Source organism: Amycolatopsis sp. FDAARGOS 1241 (genome assembly GCF_016889705.1).
Classification (GTDB): Bacteria; Actinomycetota; Actinomycetes; order Mycobacteriales; family Pseudonocardiaceae; genus Amycolatopsis.
In genome coordinates this window covers 117809-143663 of the sequence record NZ_CP069526.1, presented here as the reverse complement: position 1 = coordinate 143663, position 25855 = coordinate 117809, and the positions used below count along the sequence as shown (strand labels likewise).

The following is a 25855-nucleotide window of genomic DNA, read 5'->3' as shown; positions in this document are numbered from 1 at the left end:
GCCCGTCACGCATGGCATCCTGTCCTGCCGGCGACAATCGGGCTAACAACACGGTAACGGCAGAAGACCCGAATGGACAGTGCGCCAATCCCCCACGACCACATCGCGCACCGGCACGTACCCGACCACGCCGTTCATCGCCTACGCCACCCCACGCGTCGCGATCGAGACGCTGTTCCGGACCCTAGAGGCGCCTCCTGACCCCAGACAGGTTCTTGCCTGGGCTCGATGCGGAGAAAAAGGTCACCGGGCTCGAAACGCTCCGCCGGCGTTGGTCGAGACCTCGCGCAGCGGCCGCATCGCCGACGAACCACAGAACCGGAGAACCGCAGGTCTTGCCCCTGCCGCCCCGACCTCGGCCCGCAACCGTGCGGTGAACGCGAAACAAGGGGATCGCGGTGCAGCACTGGCAGGTCTACCCGACGATGCCGTTCATCGCCGCGCTGATCGGCTACGTCACCAAACGCGTGGCGAGCGAAATGATGTTCCGGCCCGTCGAGTTCGTCGGCGTCAGACCGTTCCGCGGCCGGCAAAAGGTGCTTCCCGCCAACGCCGAACGCATAGCGATGACGGCCGCGGAAATCCTCACCACGAACCTCGTCGCCCCGAAAGAAATCTTCGCCCGCCTCGACCCCGCGCAGGTGGCCAAGGAGATCGAGCAACCGCTGCTCGAAGTCGTCGAAGACGTGACGCGCGAGGTGCTGGACATCGAGGCCGTGCTCGACCTCGAGCATCTTGTCGTGACCAGCCTCGTCGCGACAAAGCGCTCCTCGACCGCCTGATCCGCGACACCTCCCGCCGGAAACGCAGTTCATCGCGCGGCCGGGAATCGTCTTCGGGTTCGTTCTCGGGTGCGTGCAGCTGCTCGCGTGGACCCTCACGAAATCGCCGATCGTGCTGCCCCTGTTCGGCCTCGGCATCGGCTGGCTCACCGACTGGCTCGCGTTGAAGATGATCTTCTTCTCGCTTGAGCCGAAACGGTTCTTCGGCCTGTACTCGTGGCAGGGCGTCTTTCTGCGCTGCGCGGCCCGAAGTCCGATCGCCTGTTCACGATGATCACCCGCGAGGTGCAGCGGACGATCGACTCGCAGGCGCGCGTCCTGAAGCCGTTCGTCGCGATCGCCGTCGGCACGAAACGGTTCCAGGAAATGAAGCAGGCCGCCGCCGCGAAATCCGCCGAACGCGTGCCCGAGACCATCCGCCGCCCGGCGTTCCGGCAGGACGAAGGGAAGCTGATCGCCGTCGGCGCGGTCATCGGCGGACTCGTCGATGAGCTCCAGGCGCTGGTCGTCCTGCGCTGAAACTGCGATACCGTTCTGCTGGCGAGCGGGAGGGAGGCCGGTTTGGACGTGGTCCTCGACGACCTCGCGCGGCACTGGCCCGTCTACGCCACGATGCCGTTCATCGCCGCGCTGATCGGCTACGTCACCAAGCGCGTCGCGATCGAGATGATGTTCCGCCCGCTCGAATTCGTGGGGATCAAGCCGTTCCTCGGCTGGCAGGGCGTGGTGCCCAAGCACGGCGGCCGGATGGCGGCCATCGCCACCGAACTGCTCACGACGAACCTGCTCGACATCAAGGAGATCTTCGACAAGATCGACCCGGTCATCGTCACGCGCGAGCTCGAGCAACCGCTGCTGCGCGCCGTCGACGGCATCGCCCGCGACGTGCTGGAGCAGCACCACCCCAGGCTGTGGGAGGTCCTGCCGACGCTCGCGCAGGAGCTGCTCATCAAGCAGGTCCAGGCCAACGCGCCGCGGCTCGTGCGCGAGTTCCTCGAGGACGTGCGCGACAACCTCGACGAAGTGCTCGACGTGCGGCACATGACGGTCGAAGCCCTCACGCGCGACAAGGCCCTGCTCGTGAAGCTGATCCGCGAGACGTCGCGCCCGGAGATGACGTTCATCGCGCGCGCCGGCATCTTCTTCGGGTTCGGTCTCGGGGTCGTGCAGGCGGTCGTGTGGGCGTTCACGCGCCAGCCGCTCGTGCTGCCACTCTTCGGCGGCTGCATCGGCCTGTTCACCGACTGGCTGGCGATCAAGATGATCTTCCTGCCGCGCGAACCAGTCCGGTTCGGCCGCGTGATCCTGCAGGGCAAGTTCCAACGCCGGCGCGCCGAGGTCGCCCGGCAGTACGGCGAGCTGATCGCCTCCGAGGTCCTGACCACGGCGAACCTGCTCGAGGCGCTGCTGCGCGGCCCGAAGTCCGACCGGCTCGTGGCGATGGTCGAACGCGCGGTGGGCCACGCCGTCGACCAGCAGGCCAGCCTGGCGAAACCCGTGCTCACGATGGCCGTCGGCGGCCGGCGACTGCAGGAGATGAAGCACGAAGCGGCGAAGCGGGCGCTCGCGGAGCTGCCGCTGACCGTCCGCTACGCCGAGGGCTACCTCACGCAGGCCATGGACGTCGCCAAGGTCATCGAACAGCGCATGCTCGCGCTCACACCCGTGGAGTTCGAGGGCCTGCTGCGTCCGGCGTTCCGGCAGGACGAGTGGAAGCTCATCGCCGTCGGCGGCGTGATCGGGTTCGTGGTCGGTGAGCTGCAGGTCCTGCTGATGCTCGGCTGAGTTTCGGCGGTTGCCCGCACCCCGTTCACCCGAAGTGGCTACCGTGAGCAAGTGGCGTCCGAATCTCACCAGCTGCCAGCCGTCCACGAGGCGTACCTGCCGCGCGAGCACGCGCTGCACCGCCCCCGCCACGGCAAGCGGCAGCTCACGGCGCTGATCTGCGCGTTGCTGTTCTTCACGACGCCGACGCTGCTGTGGGTGTTCGGGGTGCGGCCGACGGAGATCGAGAATCACAAGCTCGCGGGCTTCCCGAGCATCGGCGACGGGTTCGGTTTCTTCACCGGCCTGCCCCAGTGGGCGATCGACCAGCTGTCGTTCCGCGCGGGCGCCATCAACGCGGCCGACGGCGTCAGCCGCACGGTCTTCGGTGAGGAAGCTCCGCTGGACCAGGGTCCGTCGTCGGACTCCGGCCCGATCCCGGCGCCGCCGCTGCAGCCGGGCGCGCCGAACGCCCCGACGACACCCAGCTCTCCGGGCAGCAGCCAGGCCGGCTACCGCAAGGTCGTGCAGGGTCTCGACGGCTGGCTGTACTACGGCTACGACGCCGAGGCGAAGTGCACGCCGACCCAGGACCTCGACACGACGTTGAAGAAGGTCGACGAGCTGCGCGCCGCCGTGGAGGCGTCCGGCCGGAAGTTCGTGTTCGTGGTGACACCGGACAAGACGACGATGGTGCCCCAGTTCCTGCCCGACAGCTACCCGGGCAAGGAGTGCTCGCAGGCCGCCGCGCCGAACGACTGGTACAAGATGACCACCGTCGGTCACTCGCTGGATCTGCGGCCGGCCCTCGCCGCGTCCGCGGCACATGTCGGACACCCGATCTACGCGCCGAACGACACGCACTGGCAGGACGAGGGCGGGATCGTGCTCACGCGCACGCTCGCCGAGACGATCCAGCCCGGCGTCACCACCAGCTGGATGTCCACTCCGGACGGCCGGTACGACGCCATCGCCGACCTGCCGCTGCTGCTCGGCAAGTCGGGCGTGAAGTCGAACACGCAGTACAGCCTGCGCCCCGACGGCGTCACCGACCGCGCGTCGGGCTTCATCGCCAACATCGACCAGCCCGTGCACCGCACCTCGGCCCCGCTGCCGGGCACGATCAGCAAGCCGACGCTCATCTACGGGGACTCGTTCAGCCTCGCGTCCTCGCGCTACCTCACCGCGGCGTTCACGAACCTGACCTACCTGGCGTACTCGACCGACAAGACGCCCCAGGCGCAGGCGGTGAACCAGTTCGTGGATTCGCAGGTGGTGGTGCTGCAGGCCGTGGAGCGCAACGTCGCGGGTGGCCTGGTGCCGTTCACGGACGAGGGCTTCATCTCGGCGGTGAAGACGGCGCTGGCCGAACACCCGATCCGGTGACGCTGACGACGGGGTGCGGGGTCATCCGCCCGAATTGACCCGTTGGCCGACCGACCTTCGGAAGCCAGGGCACTGGCCGGGGCGGCGCCGGGGCGGGCTCGAGCGTCGCGGGCACCGGTGATCGAGGTCGACCGGCCCCGGATCGGCGAGCACGCGACAAGTCAGACCCGGTCGATGCCGAAGCAGCAGCGTGCGCCGTGCCGGCCGGCACCGCGACCGCAACCTCGAATGTCGAGGCAGCTCGAGCGTTGCGGGTGGCTCAGCACGGATGACCGCAGGCGACAACCCCGACCAGGTCCACGGCAACTCCGGCTGCACCACGACCCGGGCCTGGCAACTCAGACCGCCACCGGCCGGCGTTCGGGGACCGTGACCCGGACGCCGCCGCGCCGGTCGCGGGCCCAGGAGACCACGCGGCACACCAGGTAGATCAGGAACGAGATCGCGGTGACGAAGGCGCTCACCGGCTTGCCCGGCGCCAGGGACAATACGATGCCGCCCAGCGCCGACACCTCGGCGAAGACCACCGAAAGCACCGTGGCGCGCAGCGGGCTGGCCGTGACGCGGGCGGCGGCGGCCGCGGGCGTCACCATCAGCGCGACGACCAGCAGCGAACCCACGATCTGCACGCTCAACGCCGTCGCGACGCCGACGAGCAGGGCGAACACCACGGTCAGCGACTTCACCGGCACACCGCGCGCGACGGCGACGTTGCGGTCCACGCTGGCGAACAGCAGGGGCCGGTAGACGCACGCCAGCACGGCCAGCACGGCGACCGCCGAGACGACCAGCGCGGTGAGGTTGGTCGAGTCCACCGTGATGATCTGGCCGGTGAGGATGCCGAACTTGTTGGCCGACCGTCCCTTGTAGAAGGACAGCAGCAGCACACCCATGCCGAGCCCGAAGGACAGGATCACGCCGATCACGGAGTCGCGGTCGGCGTCGCGCGTGCCGAGGATGCCGAGCAGCAACGCGGCGGCTACGGCGCCGAGCAGGGCGCCGTACTCGACGCCGATGCCCAGCAGCAGTGCGCCGGCCGCGCCGGTGAACGCGAGCTCCGACGTGCCGTGCACGGCGAACGACATGCGGCGCATCACGATCAGCGGGCCGAGGATCCCGGCCACCAGCCCCAGCACGGCGGCGGCGATGAGGGCCGTCTGCACGCTGGGCAGCGCGACGATCAGCTCCCACGTCTTGCCGAAGTCGAACATGCCGTCCAAGGCTCAGCCCACTGCTTCCTGCTCGTGGTGGTGGGGTTGGTCTTCGCACAGGGCGCTCTGCGCACCCGCGATGTGGATCTGCCCGCCGACGCGCAGCACCTCGATCCGCGTCCCGTACAGCTCGGACAGCGTTTCGGAGTTCATGACCTCGTCGGGTTTGCCGATGCGGAACGAGCCGTTGACCAGGTACAGCACTCGGTCGACGAACTGCAGCACGGGGTTGATCTCGTGCGTCACGAACAGCACGGCCGTGTTCTCCGTGCGCCGGCGCCGGTTGATCAGCTCGCTGACCGCGCGCTGGTGCGCGAGGTCGAGCGACAGCAGCGGCTCGTCGCACAGCAGCACCGCCGGGTCACCGACCAGCGACTGCGCCACGCGGAGCCGTTGCTGCTCGCCGCCGGAAAGCCGTCCGATCGGCTGCTTCGCGTACGCCGTGCCGCCGACGGCTTCGATCGCTTCGGCGACGCGACGACGCCGCGCGCGCCCGCCGGACAGCCCGGGCCCCCAGCGGTGCCCGTCGAGGCCGAGGCCGACGAGGTCGACGCCGCGCAGCGTGAGGCCGTCGTCGATCGCGCGCTGCTGCGGGATGTAGCCGACCTTGCGGTTCGCGCCGCCGGGGCGGCCGCCGGCGATCTCGACGCTGCCCGCCGACAGGCCCTGCATGCCGAGCAGCGCCTTCAGCAAACTGCTCTTGCCGGACCCGTTGGGGCCGAGGATCGCGAGGAACTCCCCCGCTTCGACGTCGAGGTCGAGCCCCGACCAGAGGGTGCGGCTGCCGAACGCCAGGCCGGCCCCGCGCACGCGGACCGCGGGGCGAACCGTCGAGAGCGAGGCGGACATCAGCTGTTCAGAGCCCCGGACAGCGAGTCCACTTCCTTGGTCATCCAGTCAATGTAGCCCTTGACGTCGGCGGGCAGCGTCTCGGCCACGTCCACCACCGGCACGTCGGCGGACTTCGCCGTGGCCACCACCTGCTGGGTCAGCGGCGTGACGGTCTGAACGTTGTTGATCAGGGCTTTCACCTGCTTCGACTTGATCAGCTGGGTGAAGTCACCGACGGCTGTCGCGGGCACGTCGGTCTCGTTCTCCACCGCGTCGGAGAAGGCTTTCGGCGTGGCGTCGGTGATCTTCGCGCTCTCGAGCAGGTAGTGGGCCACGGGCTCGGTCACCACGACCTTCGTGCCCGGGTGCGCCGCGCCGAGGTCGGCCGCCTTCTTCAGCAGCGCGTCGACCTGGCCCTTGAACGCCTTGGCGTTGTCGTCGAACGTCTGCTTCGACGCCGGCTGGATCTGGCCGAGGGCGTTCGCGACCTGGTCGGCGACCTTCTCCACACCCGGCAGGTCGTACCAGACGTGTTCGTTCTCGTTGCCGGTCGCGGCGATGTCGTAGGCGACCAGCTTCTTCGCGCCGCTCGCCTGGTCGGCGAGGTGGGAGAAGAAGTCGTCGTACCCGCCACCGTTGGCGAGCGTGAGCTGCGCGTTCTTGGCCGCGAGCGCGTCGTCGGCGGTCGACTCGTACGAGTGCGGGTCGGCCGAGGGGTCGTTGATGATCGACTTGACCTGCACCTTGTCCCCGCCGATGGCCGAGACAACGCTGCCCCACACGTCCGTGGCGGCCACGACCTTGATCTGGTCCCCGGAACCGGACCCGGCGGTGCCGGAACCACCCGAGTCGGTGCTGGAGCAGGCGCTGAGCGCGAGCACGGCCAAAGCCGACGCGGCAGCGAGGACGCTCTTGGTGCGGCGGGAAGTCATCGAGAACTCTCCTGGGTGGTACCGATCAGCTAATGGAAATCGTTGTCAGATTCACTTTACCCCATCCGAATGACAGACCCCGCTCCACCGGGTGGCAGAACCCCTTGTCGTCACTCAGCGGATCGAGACGCTCACCACAGGGGTGTCGCTTCTGGAAAACGATCTGAACCGTTACGGTTTGCGGATGGGCCGTCCTATTCGCACCCGGAGGCAGGCGACACTGGCGTCGCTGGCGGCGGAGCTCGGGGTGTCGAGGACCACCGTGTCCAACGCCTACAACCGTCCTGATCAGTTGTCCCCGGAGCTGCGCCGGCGCATCCTCGAAACCGCCCGGCGCCTCGGTTACCCCGGCCCCGACCCCGTCGCCCGCTCCCTGCGCACGCGCAAGGCCGGTGCCGTCGGGCTGCTGCTCACCGAGAACCTGTCCTACGCGTTCCGCGACCCGGCCGCGGTCGGTGTGCTGGAAGGCCTCGCCCTCGCCTGCGAGGACGCCGGGGTCGGACTGCACCTGGTGCCCGCGAGCCCGGGCCGCGAAGACGTCGCCGCCGTGCACCGCGCGGGTGTCGACGGGTTCGTCGTCTACTCCGTGCCCGACGACGACCCGCACCTGGCCGCCGTGCTGGAGAGACCGGTCCCGACGGTGATCATCGACCAGCCCCGCATCGACGGCGTCGACCGCGTCGGCCCGGACGACGCGGCGGCCGTGACCCGGCTGGCCGAGCACCTCGTCTCACTCGGCCACCGGCAGGTCGGCGTGCTGTGCATGCGGCTCGCGCGCGAGCGCAACGACGACTTCGTGACGGCCCAGCGCCAGAGCAGCGCTCACTTCCACGTGCAGCGCATCCGCCTCGAAGCCCTGGCCACGGCGTTCTCCGCGGCCGGCGTCGACTGGGCCACCGTGCCCGTGGTCGAACGTTTCGACCACACCGTCGACGACGGCGCTTCGGCCGCCCGCCAGCTGCTCGACGCGTATCCGCAGGTCACGGCCGTGATCTGCACGTCCGACATCCTCGCGCTCGGTGCGCTGGCCGAGGCCGAACGCCGCGGGCTGCGGGTGCCGCTGGACCTCACCGTCACCGGCTTCGACGGCATCGCCGAGGCCGAGCGCATCGGCCTGACCACCGTGCACCAGCCCGTGCTCGAGAAGGGCAAGGTGGCCGGCCGGCTGCTGCTCGGCTCGGCCGAACGCGTGGGCCCGAAGGTCATCACGCTGCCGACCGAGCTGCGGGTGGGCCGCACGTCGGCGCCGCCGCGGACCGTCGAGGAGCCGTGGTTCGGGGGCTGAGCAGGGGGCTGAGCACACCACAGTCCCTCCGTGAAGTCGGAGTTATCACGTTGTGGGGGACGCTTCGGGCGGGTTCCATGGGAGGGACCGCCCGTGTAGTCGGGGCCGCGTGGCCGAAGGGTGACCATGACCTCCATCGACGTCCTCCTCAAGCGCAACCGGGAGATCGGCGACATCGTCCCCGGCGACCGTTCGTCGCCGAAGCCGTCGCTGCAGGTGGCCATCCTGACCTGCATGGACGCCCGCGTGCGGGTGTTCGAGATCTTCGGGCTGATCCAGGGTGAGGCCCACGTGCTGCGCAACGGCGGCGGCGTGGTGACCGACGACATGATCCGCTCGCTGGCGCTGAGCCAGCGCAAGCTGGGCACCCGTGAGGTCATGATCGTGCAGCACACCGAGTGCGGCCTGTCGATGGTGACCGAAGACGACTTCAAGGACGAGCTCGAACAGGCCACCGGGCTGCGCCCGACCTGGTCGGTCGAGGCGTTCCGCAAGGTCGAGGACAGCGTGCGGGTCTCGGTGGAGCGGGTGCGCCGCAGCGACTTCCTCCCCCACCGCGACAACGTGCGCGGGTTCGTCTACGACGTGAAAACCGGGAGCCTGACCGAGGTCGCCTGAACCGCATCGGTTTCAATGGTCCGCGTGGCTGTGGACGCGGACGTACTGATCGACTGGTTCGGCACGCACGGGCGAGACCTGCCGTGGCGGGAACCGGATCGCTCCGCCTGGGGCGTGCTGGTCAGCGAGATCATGCTGCAGCAGACGCCGGTCGCGCGGGTTCAGCCGATCTGGCTCGAGTGGATGGCCCGCTGGCCGGTGCCCTCGGCGCTGGCCGCGGAGACCACGGGTGAGGTCGTGCGTGCGTGGGGCAAGCTCGGTTACCCGCGCCGCGCGCTGCGGCTGCACGCGGCGGCGACGGTGATCGCCGCGGAGCACGACGACGTCGTGCCGTCCGATGTGGACACGCTGCTCGCGTTGCCGGGCATCGGCGCGTACACCGCCCGTGCGGTCGCGGCCTTCGCGTACGGCAAGCGAGCGCCGGTGGTCGACACCAACGTCCGGCGGGTGGTCGCGCGGGCCGTGCACGGCGCGGGTGACGCCGGCCCGGCGTCGAACACGCGCGACATGGCCGATGTCGAGGCGTTGCTGCCGGCCGAAGACGAGCCGGCGGCGAAGATGTCGGCCGCGCTGATGGAACTCGGCGCGCTGGTCTGCACCGCGCGGTCGCCGCGCTGCGCCGATTGCCCGGTGTTCGACACGTGCACGTGGCAGCACAACGGCCGGCCCGAGTACGCGGGCCCGGCCAAGCCCGTGCAGAAGTTCGCGGGCACCGACCGGCAGGTGCGCGGTCTGCTGCTCGACGTGCTGCGCGGCAGCGAGGGCCCGGTGGAGAAGGCGCGCCTCGATCTGGTGTGGCACGAGGCCGGGCAGCGCGACCGGTGTCTCGATTCGCTGCTGGTCGACGGGCTGCTGGAGCAGACCGACAGCGGTCTGTTCGCCCTCCCGGGGGAACACTGACCGCCTACGACGAAAGTCGGCGAAAAGTTGTCCTGAGGTTCCCGGCGGGTTAGCTTTCCCCCGAACGCTGTTTCCGGCGCTGTTTCCGGCGAAGGAGATTCGTCATGGGGGAAGCCACTCGTCGTGCCGTCCTCAAGGGAGGGCTCACGGTCACCGCGGCCGGCGCACTGGGGCTCGGTTCGGCGAGCACGGCGTCGGCGGCGGTGCCGCAGATCCACCCGACGTCCGAGTGGAACGCACGCCCGGCTTCCGGGGCGATCGTGGTGGAGAACCACAAACCGACGTACATCGTCGTTCACCACACCGTGGACCCGGGCAACAACACCGACTACTCGCTGGCCCACGCGCTGCAGATCTCGCGCGACATCCAGACCTTCCACATGGACACGCGCGGCTGGATCGACACGGGCCAGCAGTTCACGAACAGCCGCGGCGGGTACGTGACCGAAGGCCGGCACCGCAGCCTGGAGATCCTGCGCGGCGGCACGCAGCACGTGCAGGGCGCGAACGTCGGCAACCACAACAGCGAGTGTCTCGGCATCGAGAACGAGGGCCTCTACAGCACCGTCGACGTGCCGGTGGCGTTGTGGAACTCGCTGGTGTCGCTCGTCGCCTACATCGCCGATCAGTACGGCATCGCGCCGAGCTTCATCAAGGGCCACCGTGACTTCAACTCGACGGAGTGCTGCGGCCAGGTGCTCTACGACCGGCTCCCGGAGCTGCGCACGGCCGTCTCACGGGTGCTCGGCGTCGCGGCGCCACGGGCCGATGTGCCCGAGTGGCCGCTGCTCAAACCGGGGCAGGCCGGGCCGAAGGTGCAGACCGCACAACGCTTCCTGCGCGCCGCCGGCTACGGCGTCCCGGTGGACGGGGTGTTCGGACGGTCCACAACCGACGCGGTGACCCGGCTGGCCGCCGCCCACGGGCTGTCGCGTGCTTCCTGCACGGCGGCGCGCGCGGCCGACGAGTCGGGTTTCCTCGGCTCGGACGTGTGGCCGCTGATCGTGCCGCCGGGCAAGGCCGCGGCGGCGTGGCGGACGGAACTCGCCCACTGACCCCGGCGGGTCGTGCGCGCCGGCGAGGGCGGTGCACGGGACCCGCCGGCTTATTCACAGCCTGCTTTTTCGCAGCCCCTTTTTCACAACCCGGCGAGGAACGCCTCCACGGCCCCGCGGTACACCCGCGGAGCTTCGGCGTGTGGCAGGTGTGCGGAGCCGGGCACGACGAGGTGGCGGGCGCCCGGCACGCGCGCGGCGACCTCCGCTTGCTGGCCCGCGGGCATCGCCGTGTGCTCGCCTTCGACGAGCAGCAGCGGGCAGCGGATCGCCTCCACTGTGGACCAGTAGTCGCGGCGACCCCATTCGGCGGCGATTTCGTAGAGGGCCTCCAGGTCCGCGATGAGGTGGTAGCCGTCTTCGCGTTCCTCGACGCATTCGGTGAAGTAATCACCCGCGGTGCCGAAGAACGCCCGCACGTGGGCGAGGGATTCGAACGGCACGGGCCAGCTCTCGAAGTGGCCGCGCCAGGTTTCGACGGTGCGGCCTCGCTGGTCGGGGGCGAAGTCTTCGCTCACGACGGCCCGCACGAGTTCCGGGTACTCGGCCGCCGTCGCCCAGGCGTGCAGGCCCCCCATGGAGTGGCCGATGAGCACGGAAGGACCGAGTTCCGCCAGGACTTCGGCCACATCGGAGGCGAACTGCTCAGTGGTCCACGGCCCGGTCTTCGGCGCCCGGCCGTGGCCACGGGCGTCGAGGCCGTGGACGCACCCGTAGGGCTTGAGCCACTGCGCGACGGGCCACCACGTGCGGGCGCGGCCCATCAGCCCGTGGAGCAGAAGCACCGACACGCCCGTGTCCGGCTCGCCACCGAAGTGGATCACGCCAGGTCGCACGACGTCTCCCCTCGCTCGCTCGATCACCTCAGCACATCCGAACACATAGAGTCGAAGGATGCGCAGCCACCGCCCGCTCGCCCTCGTCCTCGCCGGTGTGCTGGTGCTGTCCGCGTGCACGGCGGACAAAACAGACACGCCGCAACCGCTGAACCCGTCCGCGGGCGCGAGCGGCGCGGGCGACCCGTACTACCCCGACGACGGCAACGGCGGCTACGACGCGCTCGACTACCACGTCGACGTCGGCTATGACCCGGCGAGCGACCACCTCGACGGCGACACCACCGTCACCGCGAAGGCCACGCAGGACCTCAACCGTTTCGACCTCGACCTGCGCGGGCTCGACGTGCGTTCGGTCGAGGTCGGCGGCAAGCCCGCGAAGTTCAGCCGGGAGAAGGAGTTCGAACTGGTCGTCACGCCGGCGCAGCCGGTGCCGGCGGGCTCGACCTTCCGCACGCGCGTGCGCTACTCGGGCGACCCGGCGAAGACGCCGCACGCCGGCGGCAGTGAGATCGGCTGGAGCCGCTCGGCCGACGGCGGCGCGTTCGTGGTCGGTGAGCCGCATTCGGCCGCGTTCTGGTACCCGGTGAACGAAACTCCGCGGGACAAGGCGACGTTCACGCTGACCGCCCACGTGCCCGACGGCTGGACCGTCCTCTCGAACGGCCGTGAGCAGGGCAGCACGGCGAAGGACGGCAAGACGACCACCACCTGGTCCGAGCCGGACCCGGTCGCGAGCTACCTGACCACGATCGCGATCGGCAAGTTCACCGTGAAGCGCGCGACGCTGCCCGACGGCACCCCAGTGGTGTCGGCGTACGCGCCGGGCGCCGAGGGCAACGACGCCACCGGCGACCGTCTGCCGGAGATCATTGCGTTCCTGGCCGGCAAGTTCGGCCCGTACCCGCAGAGCGCGGCCGGCGGGATCTACCTGAACGAGGACATCCAGTTCTCCCTCGAAACGCAGACCCGCCCGACGTACGCGAAGTGGGCCGACATCCTCACCGTGGTGCACGAGAACGCGCACCAGTGGTTCGGCGACTCCGTGTCGCTGGATTCGTGGTCCGACATCTGCCTCAACGAGTGCTTCGCGTCCTACGCGCAGTGGCTGTGGTCCGAGCGCGAGGGCGAGAACCTCGACGACCGCTACCGCGCGGCCATCGAGATCTTCCACGGCAGCACGGACTTCTGGAACCGCAAGCTCGTCGGCATGGGCGCCGGCCATGAGTTCGAGGGCGTCTACGACAAGGGCATCCTGGCGCTGCACGCGTTGCGCCGGAAGATGGGTGAAGGCCCGTTCACCGCCCTGCTGCACGACTGGACCACCCAGCACCGCCACGGCAACGCGACGTGGGCCGAATTCGAGCAGCTCGTGAACCGGCTCGCCGGGCAGAACCTCACGCCGTTCCTCGACGACTGGTTCCGCGGCGACGGGCTGCCCACCGACGCCGACCTCTACCCCGGTTCGCTGCGGCGCTGATTCGCAGCACCCAGCAACGACCTGGTCAGGGCGCTGCGGGCGTCGTTCATCTCGGCCAGCGCCGACGTGAGCTCCGCGTCTCCGACCACGACGTCGTCGTCGGGTCGCTCGGCGATGCTGCGCAGGGTCGCGCGCCGCAGCAGCTCCTTCACGAACGACGCCGTGACGCCCTCGGTCGCCTCGACGACCGGGCCGAGGTCGGCCGTCGCCTTGAGCCCGCGTGAGTACAGCTCCAGCAGCGCGGCGCGCCCGGCGGCGTCGGGCAGCGGGATCTCGACGGCGAGTCGACGCGGCCCGGCCGGTCGGCCAGGGCGTTTTCGAGGTCGCCGGCGCGGTTGGTGGTGAGCAGGAACGTGACGTCGGCGTCGCCGCCGTCCATGGCGTCGAGCAGGTTGCACAGCAGCGGCGTGCCGCCCATGCGGTGGTCGCGCTCCTGGGCGATGAGGTCGACGTCCTCGAGCACCACGACGCTCGGCTGCAGCCGCCGCGCGATCGTCGCGGCCTTGGAGACGAACCGCATCGCGGTGCCGGTGAGGACCACGATCGTGCTGCCCGGCAGCCGGCCCATCAGGTACCGGACGGTGTGCGTCTTGCCGGTGCCGGGCGGGCCGTGGACCAGCACCCCGCGTTTGAGGTGCTGGCCCGCCGCCAGCAGCCGTCCGACGTGCTCGGCGATGCCGACGGTGTGCCGCTCGGCCGCGTCCAGCACGCCTTCGGGCAGCACGACCTCCTCGGCGTCGATCGACGGCCGCGGCAGGAACGTGAGCAGCTCGTTGCCGCGGTGCTCGCTCACGCCGAACGCGAGGACCTGGCCCTGCAGCATGTCGTGCTTCGCGATCAGCTGCTCGATGCGGTCGCGCGCCGCCGTGGCCGCGGGCCGCCCGCCCGCGATCACCTCCAGGCGGCACTGGAGCCGGCCGTACTGCGGGTTCGCCCCGCGGACGCCGACCAGCACGGGCGTGCCGTCCGGCGCGGTGGTGCCGCCGAGACCCAACTGCACGACCTCGACGGCCTCGTCGGGCCCGACGGCCGCGGTCGTGTAGTCGACGGCGCCCAGCTCGAAGAGCTGGTGGCTGCGCGCGGCGAACAGCATGTCCACGAGGTCTTCGTGGCCGCGCTGCCCACCCGCGATGCCGAACCAGTCGGTGAGTACGCCGTGTTCGGCCAGGTAGGCATCGACGCCCGCCTGGATGTTGGCGTGCTCCCAGTCTTCGTAGTTCGCGTGATCACCAGCGCCTGCGTGAGCGGCACACCGAGGTGGGCGGTGACGGGGTCGACCAGTTCGCCGGCGTGTTCACCGGCCGCGGAATCGGCGGTCGCCTTGATGATGCGCTGCACGTCCTTGGCCAGCAGTTCATGGTTTTCCCCAGGTGCCCCAGCGTGGCACGAATCGCCCGAGCAGGCCACTTGCGCCAGGTTTCCGGCGGCGACTGCCGCGTCCGGCGACAGTAGGCTGGGGTCATGGCAGTGGTGAAGATCAACGCGATCGAAGTTCCCGAAGGCGCCGGCCCCGAGCTGGAGAAGCGCTTCGCCGCGCGGCTGCACGCCGTGGACAACCAGCCCGGTTTCCTCGGCTTCGAGCTGCTCCGCCCGGTTTCCGGCGACAAGCGCTACTTCGTCTACACGAAGTGGGAGTCGGAGGAGCACTACCAGGCGTGGGCGGCGGGCCCCGCGCGCGAGGCCCACTCGGGTGAGCGCGCGAAGCCGGTGTCGAGCGGCGCGACCCTGCTCGAGTTCGAGGTCGTGCAGGCGTCCAAGCCGGGTGAGTGACGACCTCGCGCACGCCGCCGAGCTCGTCCACGGTGCCGGCGCGCTCCTCGTGTGCGCCGGCGCCGGGATGGGCGTGGACTCCGGGCTGCCCGATTTCCGCGGTGACGAGGGGTTCTGGCGCGCCTACCCGCCGTACGCCGGGCTCGGCCTGAGCTTCGAGGAGATCGCCGACCCGCGCCACTTCGCGGACGACCCGGAACTCGCGTGGGGCTTCTACGGCCACCGGCTCGCGCTGTACCGCTCGACGGTGCCGCACGAGGGGTTCGCCCTGCTGTTGCGGTGGGGCCAGGCGAAACCCGGTGGCGTGCGCGTGTTCACGTCCAATGTGGACGGCCAGTTCCAGGTAGCGGGGTTCCCGCACGTCGCCGAAGCGCACGGATCCATCCACCACCTGCAGTGCCTCGCCGGGTGCTCGGACGACATCTGGTCCGCCGCCGGCGTCGAGGTGAACATCGACGAAACGACCATGCGGGCCCGCCCGCCGCTGCCATCGTGCCCCCGCTGCGGCGGCCTGGCCCGGCCGAACATCCTGATGTTCGGGGACTTCTCGTGGGTCCCCGACCGCAGCGACACCCAGCTCGAGGAGCTGACCGCGTGGCGGCGCGCGAACCGCGACCTCGTGGTGGTGGAGCTGGGCGCCGGCCAGGCCGTGCCGACCGTCCGCCGCTACTCCGAACTCGCCAGCGCGGCGACGGGTGCGCTGGTGCGCATCAACCCGCGCGAGCCGCAGATCCGCCACGGCCGCGGGGTGTCGATCGCCGCGGGGGCCTTGGAGACGCTGCTCAAGCTCGCTTGAGGTGCAGCAGCGGGAACGGACGGCCTTCCGAGTCGAACTCGGAGCGCCCCGCGACCACGAAGCCGTGGTGCAGGTAGAAACCGACGGCCTGCGAGTTCTGCTCGTTGACGTCGACCGTCAGCTGCGGGAACTGGGCGAACGCCTTGCGCAGCAGCGCGGAACCGATTCCTTCACCGCGGTAGTCGGCGTGCACGAACAGCATGCTGAGGTCGCCGTCGGCGACGCCCGAGAAGCCCGCGACAGCCCCGTCGACCACCGCCACAGTCAGGTCGACCGCCGGGAAGTAGGCGGGCACGCGCTCGGCGAAGAACTCGACGTCGGCCGGCGTGAGGAAGTCGTGGGTGGCTTCGACCGAGCTGCGCCAAACCTGCAGCAACCGCGGGTACTCGCGTTCGCCCGCGACGGGGCGGAGTTCGGCGGTCACGGCAGCTGCACCTCGGCGTAGACGGCTCGGTGGTCCGTGCCGGGGACGGCCAGCACCCGGTAGTCCCGCACCGCCGCCCGCTTGTCGACCAGCACGTGGTCGAGCGTAACCACGGGGAGCGCGTCCGCGGGCCAGGTCGGCTGGAGGCCGTCGCCGAGTTCGTCCGCGGCGTCGTGGTAGCCGCGGCTCAGGACGGTTTGGAGCGCGGAGTGGTCGAGCGTCGCGTTGAAGTCGCCGGCGAGGATGCGCAGGCCGTGTTCGCCGGCAGCGCGGGAGAGGTCGCGGGTCTGGCGCACCCATTCGCCGGAGCCGGTGTCCGGGGACTGCGGGTGCACGGCGACGATCTCGACGACCGTGCCGCCGCCGAGGTCGGCTTCCGCGCCGGGCTGCTTGGCCGCCGAGTCGCCGGTGTAGTTCTTTTCCGTGAGCGGGTAGCGCGACACGACCGCCGAGCCATCGGCGCCCGGTGCGGCGTGCACGACGCGGTACGGCAGCTGCGCGAACAGCCCGGCCGCGTCCAAAGCGGACTCTTCGGCGGGCGTCAGCTCCACCAGGTTGAGCACGTCGACGCGGTTCTCGCGTACCAGCCGCACCACCGCGCCCGCGTCGGCGTGACCGAGGTGCAGGTTGGCCGACATGACGCGCAGCGACTTCCCCGCCGCGGTCGGTTGCGGGTCCGGCATCGCGCGCGGCGCGACGAACACGGCCAGCAGCACGGTCATCGCCAGCGCGATCCCGCCCGTCCACCAGCGGCGCAGCACCAGCGCGGCGCCGCCGAGCAACGCACCGTAAACGACCGCGTACGGCGTGAGCGCGAGCAGGATGAGCGTGTGCCAGCCACCGTCGAAACCGAGCGCTCGCAAGGTCGTGATCGCCAGCAAGGGCACGCCGAACACCAGCAGCAGGCCCGTGACCAGCCGCCTGGCAGGGCGTACCCGTTCGTTGATCACCACGCCCCGAGTATGCCGACTCCCGCGGCTCCCGCGCGCGGCGCCACGACACCTCCACAACTCCTCCACACAGCGCCGACACCGGTTCTGGCAGCCGCTGTCAGCGCCGTGTGCGCGCGCTGACAGGTGCGAAGTCCACTGTGTTCTCCGGAGGGCGACGCAGGAGGAGGAAACACCATGTCACACGCGATCACGGCCGAGGGCCTGGTCAAACACTTCGGGGAGACGAAGGCGCTGGGCGGGGTGGACTTGGAGGTCCCGTTCGGCAAGGTGGTGGGGGTGCTCGGACCCAACGGCGCGGGCAAGACGACCGCGGTCCGCATCCTGGCCACGCTGATCGAGCCGGACGCCGGATCCGCCACCGTCGGGGGTTACGACGTCGTGAGGGACCCCGTGCGGGTCCGGTCGCTGATCGGGCTCACCGGTCAGTACGCGTCGGTCGACGAGGACCTGAACGGCACCGAGAACCTGGTGCTGATCGGCCGGCTGCTCGGCCTGTCCCGCGCCGACGCGAAGGCACGGGCGAAGGAACTGCTGGAGCGGTTCGAGCTGTCAGACGCGGCGAAGCGCCCGATCCGCACGTACTCCGGCGGCATGCGCCGGCGCCTCGACCTGGCGGCGAGCCTCGTCGGGCGGCCGGAGGTGCTCTACCTCGACGAGCCCACCACGGGCCTCGACCCGCACGCGCGCAACGAGGTGTGGGCCGTGGTCCGCGGCCTCGTCGCCGACGGCGCGACGGTGCTGCTCACCACGCAGTACCTCGAGGAAGCCGACCAGCTCGCCGACAAGATCACCGTGATCGACCACGGCCGCGTGGTCGCCGACGGCCGCGCCGACGAACTGAAGCGCCGCGTCGGCGGGCAGACGCTGCAGGTGCGGCCGACGCGGCTCGCGGACCTCGACGCCGTCGAACGCATCCTCGGCGAGCTCACCGGCGTGCGGCCGGCGCGCGACCACGACACAGGCCTGCTGACAGCGCCCGTGTCCGACCCCGTCCTGTTGTCCACGCTCGTGCGCAAGCTCGACGAAGCCGGCATCACCTCCGACGAGCTCGCGCTGCGCCTGCCGAGCCTCGACGAGGTGTTCCTGGCACTCACCGGCCATTCGGCCGAACCCGAGCTCGAAGGGAGCCTCGCGTGACCACGCTCGCCCTCGACCCGCCGCGGCACCTCAGCCCGCTCAAGGGCGCGCAGCACGCCCTTTCGCTGGCGTGGCGGGGAATCCTGAAGATCCGGAAGAACCCGGATCAGCTGGCCGATGTGACGCTGATGCCGATCACCTTCCTGCTGATGTTCACGTACCTGTTCGGCAACGCACTCGGCGGCTCGATTTCGAACTACCTGCAGAACCTCGTGCCCGGCCTGGTCGTGATGAACATCCTGCAGGCGAGCCTGACCGTCGGGGTGCAGCTGAACACCGACGTCACCAAGGGTGTGTTCGACCGCTTCCGCAGCATGCCGATCGCGCGGTCGGCGCCGCTGGTCGGCGCGGTACTGGCGGATCTGGTGCGGTACCTGGTGTGCCTCGCGGTGCTGATGGTCGTCGCGATGGTGATGGGCTACCGCGTGGAGACCGGGCCGCTGCAGTTCGTCGCCGCGATCCTGCTGGTGCTGGCGTTCGGGCTGTGCTTCTGCTGGGGCTCGGTGTTCGTGGGGATGCTCATGAAGTCACCGGGAGCAGCGCAAGGCCTGATGTTCGTGTTCATCATGCCGCTGACGTTCGGCAGCAACGTGTTTGTGTCGACCGCGACGATGCCCGGGTGGCTGAAGGCCTGGGCGGACATCAGCCCCGTGAGCCTGATGGCGAACGCGTTGCGGGGGTTGATGAACGGCGGCCCCGTGGCCGGGCAACTCGGCGGGGCACTGGCGTGGATGGTCGGGGCCGTGGTCGTGTTCTTCCCGTTGGCGACGTGGGCTTATCGCCGCCGGGTGTGAGGTAGGGTTGGGACGGTCCCTTTCACCGCGGGGGTGGTGGAGGGGGCCGTTCCTGTTTTCTGCGTGGAGATGGGGCTTTCTTCTCGCGACAGCGAAAACCCCTGACCAGCGCAAGCGACTTCGTCAACGAAGACGACCGGCCAGACCCCGCCCTGCATCCCGATACGAAGCCGCCACACGCTTTGCCCCTGCTTGTCAAGGTACGCTTTCCCGCCGTGACGAGCAGGGGCAAAGCGTAGTCACAATCAGGCTTCGGGATCCGTCGTGTGGTTCTTTGGCGCGCCAGCGCCTTTCCGTGCTGTAGCAACGTTCGTGTGGTGACTTCGGTGCGGTAGGGCCGGCTCTGAAGACGAAGACGTCACTGGGGAAGCATCCCGAAGCCCGAGCTTCCTTAGTATCGGGATGCACGGTGGGGTGTGGCTGCTTTCCCCGTAGTGGCGGTGCGTTGGGTGGTGGGCTGGTTTGGAGACGGCTATTCGCCGACTTCGTTGAGGAGCCACGTGATGCCGTCGGCGCGGTCCATGGTGCGGACTTCCGTGACCAGTTGTTGGTAGCGGTCGTGGCCTAGTTCCTGTTGCAGGTTCCCGATCAGCGCCTTCACTTCCGGGCTGCCCAGGTCGAACTGGCCGCGGATCAGGGCGCTGAGCGCCAACGCACGAGCGGCCGTTTCGAAGTTGCCCTGGCTGTACCGGATCTCGGCCAGGACCTCGACGACGCCGGCCAGGTCGGGCATGTCGACGCGGCGCGCGGCGGAGCGGATGGCGGCCGCGAGGTAGGGGGTGGCTTCGTCCGGCTTGTCTTCGGCCAGGGCGAGCCTGGCGTGGAACAGGCCGACCCACTCGTCTTCGAAGCCGCCGGGGAAGGGCCAGTCGGCGCGCCCGGCGGCGATGTCGGCGCCGACCGCGCGGGCCTCGGTGAGGCGGCGTTCGCGCACCAGCAGCTCGAGGCGGCCGAAGGCCAGGATGATCTCGAGCTGGCGGTTGCCGCAGCCGCGGGCGTAGCGGTCGGCGGCTTCGAGCTCGCGCCACGCGCCCGCGTGGTCTCCGCACCGGGAGCGCTCCATGGCCAGTCGCCACCACTGCTGGATGACGTCGTCGTGGGAGCGCAGTTCCAGGGCCAGGCGCAGGCCCTCGGTGTACGCGTCGATGGCACCGGCGTGGTCGCCGTTCTGGGACAGGCCCGCGGCGCGGAAGCTGAAGGTCATCGCGAGGCCCCAGCGGTCGCCGATCTCGAGGAAACCCGCGTGGGCCTGCTCGCGGGCGCGCGCGGAACCTTCCAGATCGCCTTCGTCGGCGAGCAGGAAGCTCTCGGCCCACAGACCCGCGGCGCGGCCCCACGGGTCGCCGCCCTCGGCGGCGCGGGCGATCTCGCGCCGGGCCAGGTCCCGTTGTCCACTGAGGAACGCCACCATCGGCAGCGCGATCGAGAGCCACGGGTTGCGTTTCGCCGCACCCGTGCGCACGCAGTCGTCGATCAGCTCCCGCGTGCCCTCCATCTCCAGCGGGCCGGTGACCATGCGCATCATCACCTCGCTCAGCCGCAGGCTGGCAACGATGTCCTCCGGTAGGCCGTCGCCCAGGGCCAGGACCTCCTCGACGAACCGCGCGCCGCGTTCGCTCTGGCCGAGGATCGACAGGTACCAGAACATGCCGTACAGCAGGCGGCCCGCCGGCTCTCCGTCGCGGGCTTCGATGGCGGCGCGCAATGCAGCGGTGAGGTTGTCGTTCTCGTGCTCGAAGACGGCGATCGCGTCGAGCTGGTCGCGCGTGCGCAGCAACGGTTCGGTGCGCTCGACGAGGCCGACGTAGTAGCGCACCATCGCGCGCTGCGACCGCTCCGTCTCCCCAGCCGCGGCGAGGCGTTCGGTGGCGTAGGCGCGTAGCGTCTCCAGCATCCGGTACCGCGCCCCCACTGTATCCACAATGGACTTCTCGACCAGTGAACCCAGCACGTACACGAGGTCTTCGGCGGGCAGGTCGTCGTGGGCGCAGACGGCGGTCACGGCCTCCTCGTCGAAGGTCGCGGCGAACACCGCCAGCCGGCGCGCCAGCCGCAGCTCCGCGTCCGACAGCAGGTCCCAGCTCCACTCGACCACCGCGCGCAGCGTGCGCTGCCGCGGCAGGGCCGTGCGGCTGCCGGACGTCAGCAGGCGGAAGCGGTCGTCCAGACGCTCCGCGATGCCGGTGACGGGCATCGACCGCAAGCGCGCGGCCGCGAGCTCCAGAGCCAGCGGCATGCCGTCGAGCCGGCGGCAGATCTGCGTCACAGCATCCACTGTGGACTCGTCGAGCGCGAAGCCGGGCCGCACGGCGACGGCGCGGTCGAGGAACAGGCGCGCGGAGTCGAGCGCACCCACCTCACTCGGTGGCGTCGACTCGACGGGCACCGGCAGCGGTCCGAGCGGGCACAGCGCTTCACCGGTGATGGCCAGCGGCTCCCGGCTGGTCGCGAGGATCCGCAACGCCGGCACGCGGCGCAGCAGGTCGTCGGCGAGCTGCGCCGCGACCTCGACGACGTGCTCGCAGTTGTCCAGCACCAGAAGGGTTTCGCTGCCGCTGAGCGCGTCGACGGCGTGGTCGAACAGGTCGATCGGGCGCCGCAGCACCTCGGTTTCGGTGGCGCGCACGTCGCGGATCTCGAGCGCGGTGAGCAGCGCGCCCCGCACGTCTTCGGCGTCGCGGACACCGGCGAGTGGCACGAACCACACGCGTCCGGCCGCGTGCGCCGGGTGGCGCGACGCGGCTTCGGTCGCGAGCCGCGTCTTCCCCGCGCCGCCGGGACCGACGAGCGTGACCAGCCGCGCGCCTTCGAGCAGCTCGGCCAGCAGCTTTAGTTCGTCGCCTCGGCCGACGAAGCTGGTGAGCCGCACCGGCAGCCGGTCGGCGACCACGGCGGCGAGGGCGAACTCGCCGCGCAGCGCCTGCAGGTGGATCTCCTGCAGCTCGGCCGAGGGGTCCACGCCGAGCTCGTCGGCGAGGGTCCGGCGCACCCCGGTGTAGACCGCGAGCGCGTCGGCCTGCCGGCCCGCCGAGCACAGCGCGCGGATGCGCAGCCCGGCCAGCCGCTCACGCAAGGGGTGCGCTTCGGCGGCCGCCGTGAGGTCGGCGAGCACGTCGGCGTGGCGGCCCAGCCGCAGCTCCGCGTCGAACCGGTCCTCCACGGCCTCCCTGCGCAGCTCCTCCAGGCGCGCGGCGGGCACGGCGGCGAAAGGCGCGTCGAGCACGTCGGCGAGCGCGTCGCCGTGCCACAGGTCGAGCGCCGTGCGCAGCAGTTCGGCCGCGCGCGAGTCCCGGCCCGCGGCCAGCTCCCGGCGGCCGTCGGCGGCAAGCCGTTCGAAGCGGTGGACGTCGACGGCGTCCGCGGGCAGCGCGAGCCGGTAGCCGCCGGTGCCGGATTCCAGCTCCGCACCGGCCGGCCGCAGGGCCCGCCGCAGGCGCGAGACCAGTGACTGCAGCGCGTTCGCGGCGTCGGCGGGCGGCTCGTCGGCCCAGAGGCCGTCGATGAGCACTTCGGCCGGCACACCCCGGCCGGCGTCGAGAGCGAGCCGCGCGAGGAGCATGCGGAGGCGAGCCCCGCCGATGTCCACCGCGGTGCCTTCTTCCGTCTCCGCACGCAGCGGGCCCAGCAGCGCCAAGCGCATGCCACCAGCTTTCCAGACGGCCGCCGCGGATGTGCCCGAACGGCCGCGGGGAACCGACCTAAGTGTGGACTTTCCGGACAAAAGCCGACAGCAGGGCGCAAGTGGTGCGGCGCGGCGATACGTTGCGAACGGGTTCGGAAGCAGCAGACAGGAGCGCAGATGAGAGTGCAGCACCGCTGGCATCGCCCGGTAGTGACGGTCGTGGCCACGCTGGCCGCGCTGGGCCTGGGCGGAGGTGTCGCGGCGGCCGGTCAGGACGGCCACGGCTGGGACAAGCCGACACCGGGTGCCGATGGCGCCGGCGACAGCTACTACCCGCAGGACGGCAACGGCGGCTACGACGTCGCCGACTACAACCTCAACGTGACGTACACACCGGACAGCCACCAGCTCACCGGGGTACAGACCATCAGCGCGCGGGCCACGCAGTCGCTGAGCTCGTTCGACCTCGACCTCAACGGCCTCACGGTCGACTCGATCAAGGTCAACGGCCTGCCCGCCAAGTTCACGCGGACCGGTGACCACGAGCTCGTGATCACCCCGCGGATCCCGTTGCTGAAGGGCCTGCCGTTCCGGGCCGTCATCACCTACCACGGGGTGCCGGCGCCGATCGTCGACCCGGTGCTGGGCGAGAACGGCTGGCAGTACAGCGCGGACGGCGGCGCGTTCGTCGCGGGCGAGCCGAAGTCGGCCAGCACGTGGTATCCCGTCAACGACACCCCGCGCGACAAGGCGACGTTCCACCTGGCCCTCACGGTCCCGTCCGAGTGGGGCGTGATCGCGAACGGCCGCGAGCTCGGCTCACACAAGACGCCGAAGGGCACCACGCACGTGTGGTCCGAAAGCACGCCGGCCGCGCCGTACATGACCACGGTCGCCATCGACAAGTGGACCTTCGACCGGCAGAAGCGCGAGGACGGCACCCCGATCGTCAGCGCGTTCGCCCCGGGCACACCCGACTCGACCAAGCAGGCCGAAGCGCGGCTGCCCGAGATCCTGGACTTCCTGGAGTCGAAGTTCGGCAAGTACCCCGTGGACGCCGCCGGCGGCATCTTCCTGGCCGAGCCCATCGGGTTCTCCCTGGAGACCCTCAGCCGGCCCATCTACTCCGGCCGCGCGGGCAACGTCGACACGATCGTGCACGAGAACGCCCACCAGTGGTACGGCGACACCGTGGCCGTGGACCACTGGAAGGACGTCTGCCTCAACGAGTGCTTCGCCTCCTACGCCGAGTGGCTCTGGGCCGAAGCCAAGGAAGGCCTCAACCTCGACGACGAGTACCGCTCGGAAGTCGCGACCGCGTCCGACCGCTTCTGGAACGGCAAGCTCTACGACATGGGCCCGGGCAACGAGTTCACCTACGTGTACTCGAAGGGCCCGCTCGCGCTCCACGCCCTGAGCAAGTACATGGGCCAGGCCGCGTTCGACAAGGTGCTCAAGACGTGGCCCGCGCTGCACCGCAACGACAACGCGAGCATGCAGGAGTTCCAGCACTACTGCGAAGCCGTGTCCCACAAGAACCTCCAGGGCTTCTTCGACGCCTGGATCTACGGCGCCGGCAAGCCGGCCGACCAGTACCTGTACCCGGGTGAGTTGAAGCCGAAGGCCTGATCTTCCGCTGTTTCGTGACGGCCTCCCCTGCTGTGCCGGGGGAGGCCGTTGCGTTGTCGGGCGGAAGTGCTTGCCCATCACCGGCCGCGACGGGCGGGTGCAACCGAGCTCCGTGAAGCCGCGGTATCGAACACCGGCAGCGCCGCGCAGGAGCGCGATGTCGCGCGATGTCGACGGGTCCGTCGAGGACGGTCGCGCCGTGGGTGCGGGCGTGGCGGATCGCGGCGTGCAGAAATGCCGCGCCGACGCCGGCGGCGCTGGTCGGCGAAGCAGGCGAACCACCAGGTCGAGTCATCCGGCTCGAGCAGCCGCCGTGGGGCGCGGCTGCCGGTGACACCGGCACGAGGTGGCGGGGCGCGAGGCGAGTCCAGCCGGCGGGCTCGACTCCGGCGCGGGCGAGCGGCCCCCACGGGCGCTGTCCGAGTTCGTGCCGCAGCGCAGTGCGGTTGTCCCGCCGGTCATGGTGGCCGATGCCCTGGCACGATGCGTCCGAAGAGGTGCTCGAGGGCGGGCCAGTCGTCCGCGGCTGCGGGAAGCGTTCGGATGGTCGACGCCCCTCCTCCCGGGCGGCCCTGTGGTCCGAACCTATGCTGACCGTCACGGCGCAGGAGGGAGTTTCGGCATGACGGTGCTGCTCACGGGGTTCGCACCCTTCGGTGGTTCGGCGACGAACCCGTCGTGGCGGGCGGCGGGGTTGGTGGCAGGCCGGAGGGACGACGTGGTGGCCGTGGAGCTGCCGGTGGAGTTCGGTGCGTCGCTGCCGGCGTTGCGGGCGGCGATCGAGGCGCACGGGCCGGACCTGGTGGTGTGCGCGGGTGAGGCCGGCGGGCGCGACGAGGTGACGCCGGAGCGGGTGGCGATCAACGTCGTCGACGCGCGGATCCCCGACAACGCCGGGCGGCAGCCCGTCGACGTGCCCGTGGTGGCGGGCGGACCGGCGGCGTACTTCACGACGTTGCCGGTCAAGGCGGCGGTGGCGGCGATCCAGGCGCGGGGCGTGCCGGCGGCCGTGTCGTACACAGCGGGGACCTATGTGTGCAACCAGGTGTTCTACGGCCTCATGCACCTGCTCGCCACGGACTTCCCGGCGCTGCGAGGCGGATTCGTGCACGTGCCGTCGGCGCCGGAGCAGGTCGCGTGCGGTGAGCCGGCGCTCGCCGTCGAGGAATCGGCCACGGCGCTGGAGGCCGTGATCGACGCGGCACTGACCACGAGCGAAGACCTGCACGTCGCGGCCGGCACGCTGAACTAGGTGGCGCCGACTTGAGCTCGTCGGTGAAGTAGCGCACGAGCTCTTCGGCCTCCTGATGCGTCTTGCCGGCGCCGGTGCTCATGAGTGTGCCGCGGACCGGGCGGCCGTCGGCCGGGAAGGGCAGCAGGCCGGCCACCGTGAGCCGGACGTGACGGTGCCGGCGTTCGTCCCAGTCCGTCCACAAGCGACACCACGACCGCTGTGGTCCGCGTCGGCTGGGGCGGTTGCGGTGTCGCAGCCTGTGCCACAGCCGCAGCAGGTCCCCGCTGACCACCGGCCTGCGGTTCTTCTTCGCCGGCGGCCGCCGGGATCGTGGCGGCGATCAGTTACCTGCGCAGCAGGCTCTACCGCACCGGCGCTTGCAGCTCGGTCCGCCGACGAGGTACTGGACCACTCCG

The 25855-nt window shown here is 70.5% G+C and carries 22 protein-coding genes and 1 pseudogene; 14 read left to right on the top strand and 9 right to left on the bottom strand.

Going from position 1 to position 25855, the window contains the following annotated elements:
* The first annotated feature begins 425 nt into the window (after positions 1-425).
* From I6J71_RS00655 to I6J71_RS00645, 3 genes and pseudogenes are all read left to right on the top strand, one after another.
* Positions 426-1301 (top strand): annotated as a pseudogene (locus I6J71_RS00655) (DUF445 domain-containing protein).
* 42 nt (positions 1302-1343) lie between these two features.
* A complete protein-coding gene (locus I6J71_RS00650) occupies positions 1344-2567 on the top strand; it encodes a DUF445 domain-containing protein (protein ID WP_204092929.1) in 1224 nt (407 codons plus the stop codon).
* Positions 2568-2618: 51 nt separating this feature from the next.
* A complete protein-coding gene (locus I6J71_RS00645) occupies positions 2619-3932 on the top strand; it encodes a hypothetical protein (RefSeq protein WP_204092928.1) in 1314 nt (437 codons plus the stop codon).
* A 338-nt stretch (positions 3933-4270) separates the two neighbouring features.
* Here I6J71_RS00645 and I6J71_RS00640 read toward each other — a convergent pair whose 3' ends face one another.
* Genes I6J71_RS00640 through I6J71_RS00630 form a run of 3 tightly spaced genes read right to left on the bottom strand, consistent with a single transcriptional unit; the run spans position 4271 to position 6906 of the window.
* Positions 4271-5152 carry a metal ABC transporter permease gene (locus I6J71_RS00640; protein ID WP_204092927.1) on the bottom strand — a complete coding sequence of 294 codons (882 nt, stop codon included), beginning with the start codon at positions 5150-5152 and terminating at the stop codon, positions 4271-4273.
* Between the two features lie 3 nt (positions 5153-5155).
* Positions 5156-5992 (bottom strand): metal ABC transporter ATP-binding protein, encoded by an 837-nt coding sequence (locus I6J71_RS00635; RefSeq protein WP_204092926.1) that lies wholly within the window; start codon positions 5990-5992, stop codon positions 5156-5158.
* On the bottom strand, positions 5992-6906 hold the full coding sequence (locus I6J71_RS00630) for a metal ABC transporter solute-binding protein, Zn/Mn family (RefSeq protein WP_204092925.1): 915 nt from the start codon (positions 6904-6906) through the stop codon (positions 5992-5994). Before I6J71_RS00630 ends, I6J71_RS00635 begins: the two co-directional genes overlap by 1 nt.
* 184 nt (positions 6907-7090) lie before the next feature.
* Here I6J71_RS00630 and I6J71_RS00625 point away from each other — a divergent pair, with 184 nt between their 5' ends.
* The 4 genes from I6J71_RS00625 (at position 7091) to I6J71_RS00610 (ending at position 10764) form a co-directional block, all read left to right on the top strand.
* Entirely contained in the window at positions 7091-8191 is a 1101-nt protein-coding gene (locus I6J71_RS00625; RefSeq protein ID WP_204092924.1) for a LacI family DNA-binding transcriptional regulator, read from the top strand.
* 126 nt (positions 8192-8317) lie between these two features.
* Positions 8318-8809, top strand: a complete 492-nt coding sequence (locus I6J71_RS00620) for a carbonic anhydrase (protein WP_204092923.1) — start codon at positions 8318-8320, stop codon at positions 8807-8809.
* A 24-nt stretch (positions 8810-8833) separates the two neighbouring features.
* Positions 8834-9709 carry an A/G-specific adenine glycosylase gene (locus tag I6J71_RS00615; protein ID WP_304503262.1) on the top strand — a complete coding sequence of 292 codons (876 nt, stop codon included), beginning with the start codon at positions 8834-8836 and terminating at the stop codon, positions 9707-9709.
* Between the two features lie 104 nt (positions 9710-9813).
* Entirely contained in the window at positions 9814-10764 is a 951-nt protein-coding gene (locus tag I6J71_RS00610) for an N-acetylmuramoyl-L-alanine amidase (protein ID WP_204092921.1), read from the top strand.
* An 83-nt stretch (positions 10765-10847) separates the two neighbouring features.
* Here I6J71_RS00610 and I6J71_RS00605 read toward each other — a convergent pair whose 3' ends face one another.
* Positions 10848-11588, bottom strand: a complete 741-nt coding sequence (locus tag I6J71_RS00605) for an alpha/beta fold hydrolase (RefSeq protein ID WP_204096792.1) — start codon at positions 11586-11588, stop codon at positions 10848-10850.
* Positions 11589-11658: 70 nt separating this feature from the next.
* On the opposite strand from I6J71_RS00605, the gene I6J71_RS00600 reads away from it, so the two are divergent.
* A complete protein-coding gene (locus I6J71_RS00600; protein WP_204092920.1) occupies positions 11659-13080 on the top strand; it encodes a M1 family metallopeptidase in 1422 nt (473 codons plus the stop codon).
* On the opposite strand, the gene I6J71_RS47400 is transcribed toward I6J71_RS00600, so the two are convergent.
* Both I6J71_RS47400 and I6J71_RS00595 read right to left on the bottom strand, forming a co-directional pair.
* The gene (locus tag I6J71_RS47400) at positions 13056-13232 is read right to left on the bottom strand and encodes a hypothetical protein (protein WP_239154339.1); all 177 of its coding nucleotides are present in this window, start codon (positions 13230-13232) and stop codon (positions 13056-13058) included. The two genes, I6J71_RS00600 and I6J71_RS47400, sit on opposite strands and share 25 nt — an antisense overlap.
* Positions 13229-14173, bottom strand: a complete 945-nt coding sequence (locus I6J71_RS00595) for an ATP-binding protein (RefSeq protein ID WP_239155618.1) — start codon at positions 14171-14173, stop codon at positions 13229-13231. Before I6J71_RS00595 ends, I6J71_RS47400 begins: the two co-directional genes overlap by 4 nt.
* Before the next feature lie 368 nt (positions 14174-14541).
* On the opposite strand from I6J71_RS00595, the gene I6J71_RS00590 reads away from it, so the two are divergent.
* Together I6J71_RS00590 and I6J71_RS00585 are read left to right on the top strand one after the other, a co-directional pair.
* Entirely contained in the window at positions 14542-14850 is a 309-nt protein-coding gene (locus I6J71_RS00590) for an antibiotic biosynthesis monooxygenase (RefSeq protein WP_204092919.1), read from the top strand.
* Positions 14843-15646, top strand: a complete 804-nt coding sequence (locus tag I6J71_RS00585) for a Sir2 family NAD-dependent protein deacetylase (RefSeq protein ID WP_239154338.1) — start codon at positions 14843-14845, stop codon at positions 15644-15646. The genes I6J71_RS00590 and I6J71_RS00585 overlap by 8 nt, the downstream gene beginning before the upstream one ends.
* Here the strand turns inward: I6J71_RS00585 and I6J71_RS00580 are convergent.
* A complete protein-coding gene (locus I6J71_RS00580; RefSeq protein ID WP_204092918.1) occupies positions 15633-16070 on the bottom strand; it encodes an acetyltransferase in 438 nt (145 codons plus the stop codon). The genes I6J71_RS00585 and I6J71_RS00580 overlap by 14 nt on opposite strands.
* A complete protein-coding gene (locus I6J71_RS00575; protein ID WP_239154337.1) occupies positions 16067-17023 on the bottom strand; it encodes an endonuclease/exonuclease/phosphatase family protein in 957 nt (318 codons plus the stop codon). The genes I6J71_RS00580 and I6J71_RS00575 overlap by 4 nt, the downstream gene beginning before the upstream one ends.
* 174 nt (positions 17024-17197) lie before the next feature.
* Here I6J71_RS00575 and I6J71_RS00570 point away from each other — a divergent pair, with 174 nt between their 5' ends.
* Together I6J71_RS00570 and I6J71_RS00565 are read left to right on the top strand one after the other, a co-directional pair.
* The gene (locus I6J71_RS00570) at positions 17198-18160 is read left to right on the top strand and encodes an ATP-binding cassette domain-containing protein (RefSeq protein ID WP_204092917.1); all 963 of its coding nucleotides are present in this window, start codon (positions 17198-17200) and stop codon (positions 18158-18160) included.
* Positions 18157-18954: an ABC transporter permease gene (locus I6J71_RS00565; RefSeq protein WP_204092916.1), complete on the top strand. Its 798-nt coding sequence runs from the start codon at positions 18157-18159 to the stop codon at positions 18952-18954. Before I6J71_RS00570 ends, I6J71_RS00565 begins: the two co-directional genes overlap by 4 nt.
* Positions 18955-19426: 472 nt before the next feature.
* On the opposite strand, the gene I6J71_RS00560 is transcribed toward I6J71_RS00565, so the two are convergent.
* Entirely contained in the window at positions 19427-22594 is a 3168-nt protein-coding gene (locus I6J71_RS00560; protein WP_204092915.1) for a BTAD domain-containing putative transcriptional regulator, read from the bottom strand.
* Positions 22595-22753: 159 nt separating this feature from the next.
* Here I6J71_RS00560 and I6J71_RS00555 point away from each other — a divergent pair, with 159 nt between their 5' ends.
* Positions 22754-24205 (top strand): M1 family metallopeptidase, encoded by a 1452-nt coding sequence (locus I6J71_RS00555; protein WP_204092914.1) that lies wholly within the window; start codon positions 22754-22756, stop codon positions 24203-24205.
* A gap of 622 nt (positions 24206-24827) precedes the next feature.
* Complete coding sequence (pcp, locus tag I6J71_RS00550) at positions 24828-25457, top strand: pyroglutamyl-peptidase I (RefSeq protein WP_204092913.1); 630 nt, start codon at positions 24828-24830, stop codon at positions 25455-25457.
* Positions 25458-25855: the final 398 nt, after the last annotated feature.

Coding starts and splice junctions, on each gene's coding strand:
- I6J71_RS00635 (WP_204092926.1), bottom strand. CDS start 5,992: ATGTCCGCCTCGCTCTCGACGGTTCGCCCCGCGGTCCGCGTGCGCGGG.
- pcp (WP_204092913.1), top strand. CDS start 24,828: ATGACGGTGCTGCTCACGGGGTTCGCACCCTTCGGTGGTTCGGCGACG.
- I6J71_RS00560 (WP_204092915.1), bottom strand. CDS start 22,594: ATGCGCTTGGCGCTGCTGGGCCCGCTGCGTGCGGAGACGGAAGAAGGC.
- I6J71_RS00625 (WP_204092924.1), top strand. CDS start 7,091: ATGGGCCGTCCTATTCGCACCCGGAGGCAGGCGACACTGGCGTCGCTG.
- I6J71_RS00590 (WP_204092919.1), top strand. CDS start 14,542: ATGGCAGTGGTGAAGATCAACGCGATCGAAGTTCCCGAAGGCGCCGGC.
- I6J71_RS00600 (WP_204092920.1), top strand. CDS start 11,659: ATGCGCAGCCACCGCCCGCTCGCCCTCGTCCTCGCCGGTGTGCTGGTG.
- I6J71_RS00610 (WP_204092921.1), top strand. CDS start 9,814: ATGGGGGAAGCCACTCGTCGTGCCGTCCTCAAGGGAGGGCTCACGGTC.
- I6J71_RS00570 (WP_204092917.1), top strand. CDS start 17,198: ATGTCACACGCGATCACGGCCGAGGGCCTGGTCAAACACTTCGGGGAG.
- I6J71_RS00620 (WP_204092923.1), top strand. CDS start 8,318: ATGACCTCCATCGACGTCCTCCTCAAGCGCAACCGGGAGATCGGCGAC.
- I6J71_RS00595 (WP_239155618.1), bottom strand. CDS start 14,173: ATGCTGTTCGCCGCGCGCAGCCACCAGCTCTTCGAGCTGGGCGCCGTC.
- I6J71_RS00630 (WP_204092925.1), bottom strand. CDS start 6,906: ATGACTTCCCGCCGCACCAAGAGCGTCCTCGCTGCCGCGTCGGCTTTG.
- I6J71_RS00555 (WP_204092914.1), top strand. CDS start 22,754: ATGAGAGTGCAGCACCGCTGGCATCGCCCGGTAGTGACGGTCGTGGCC.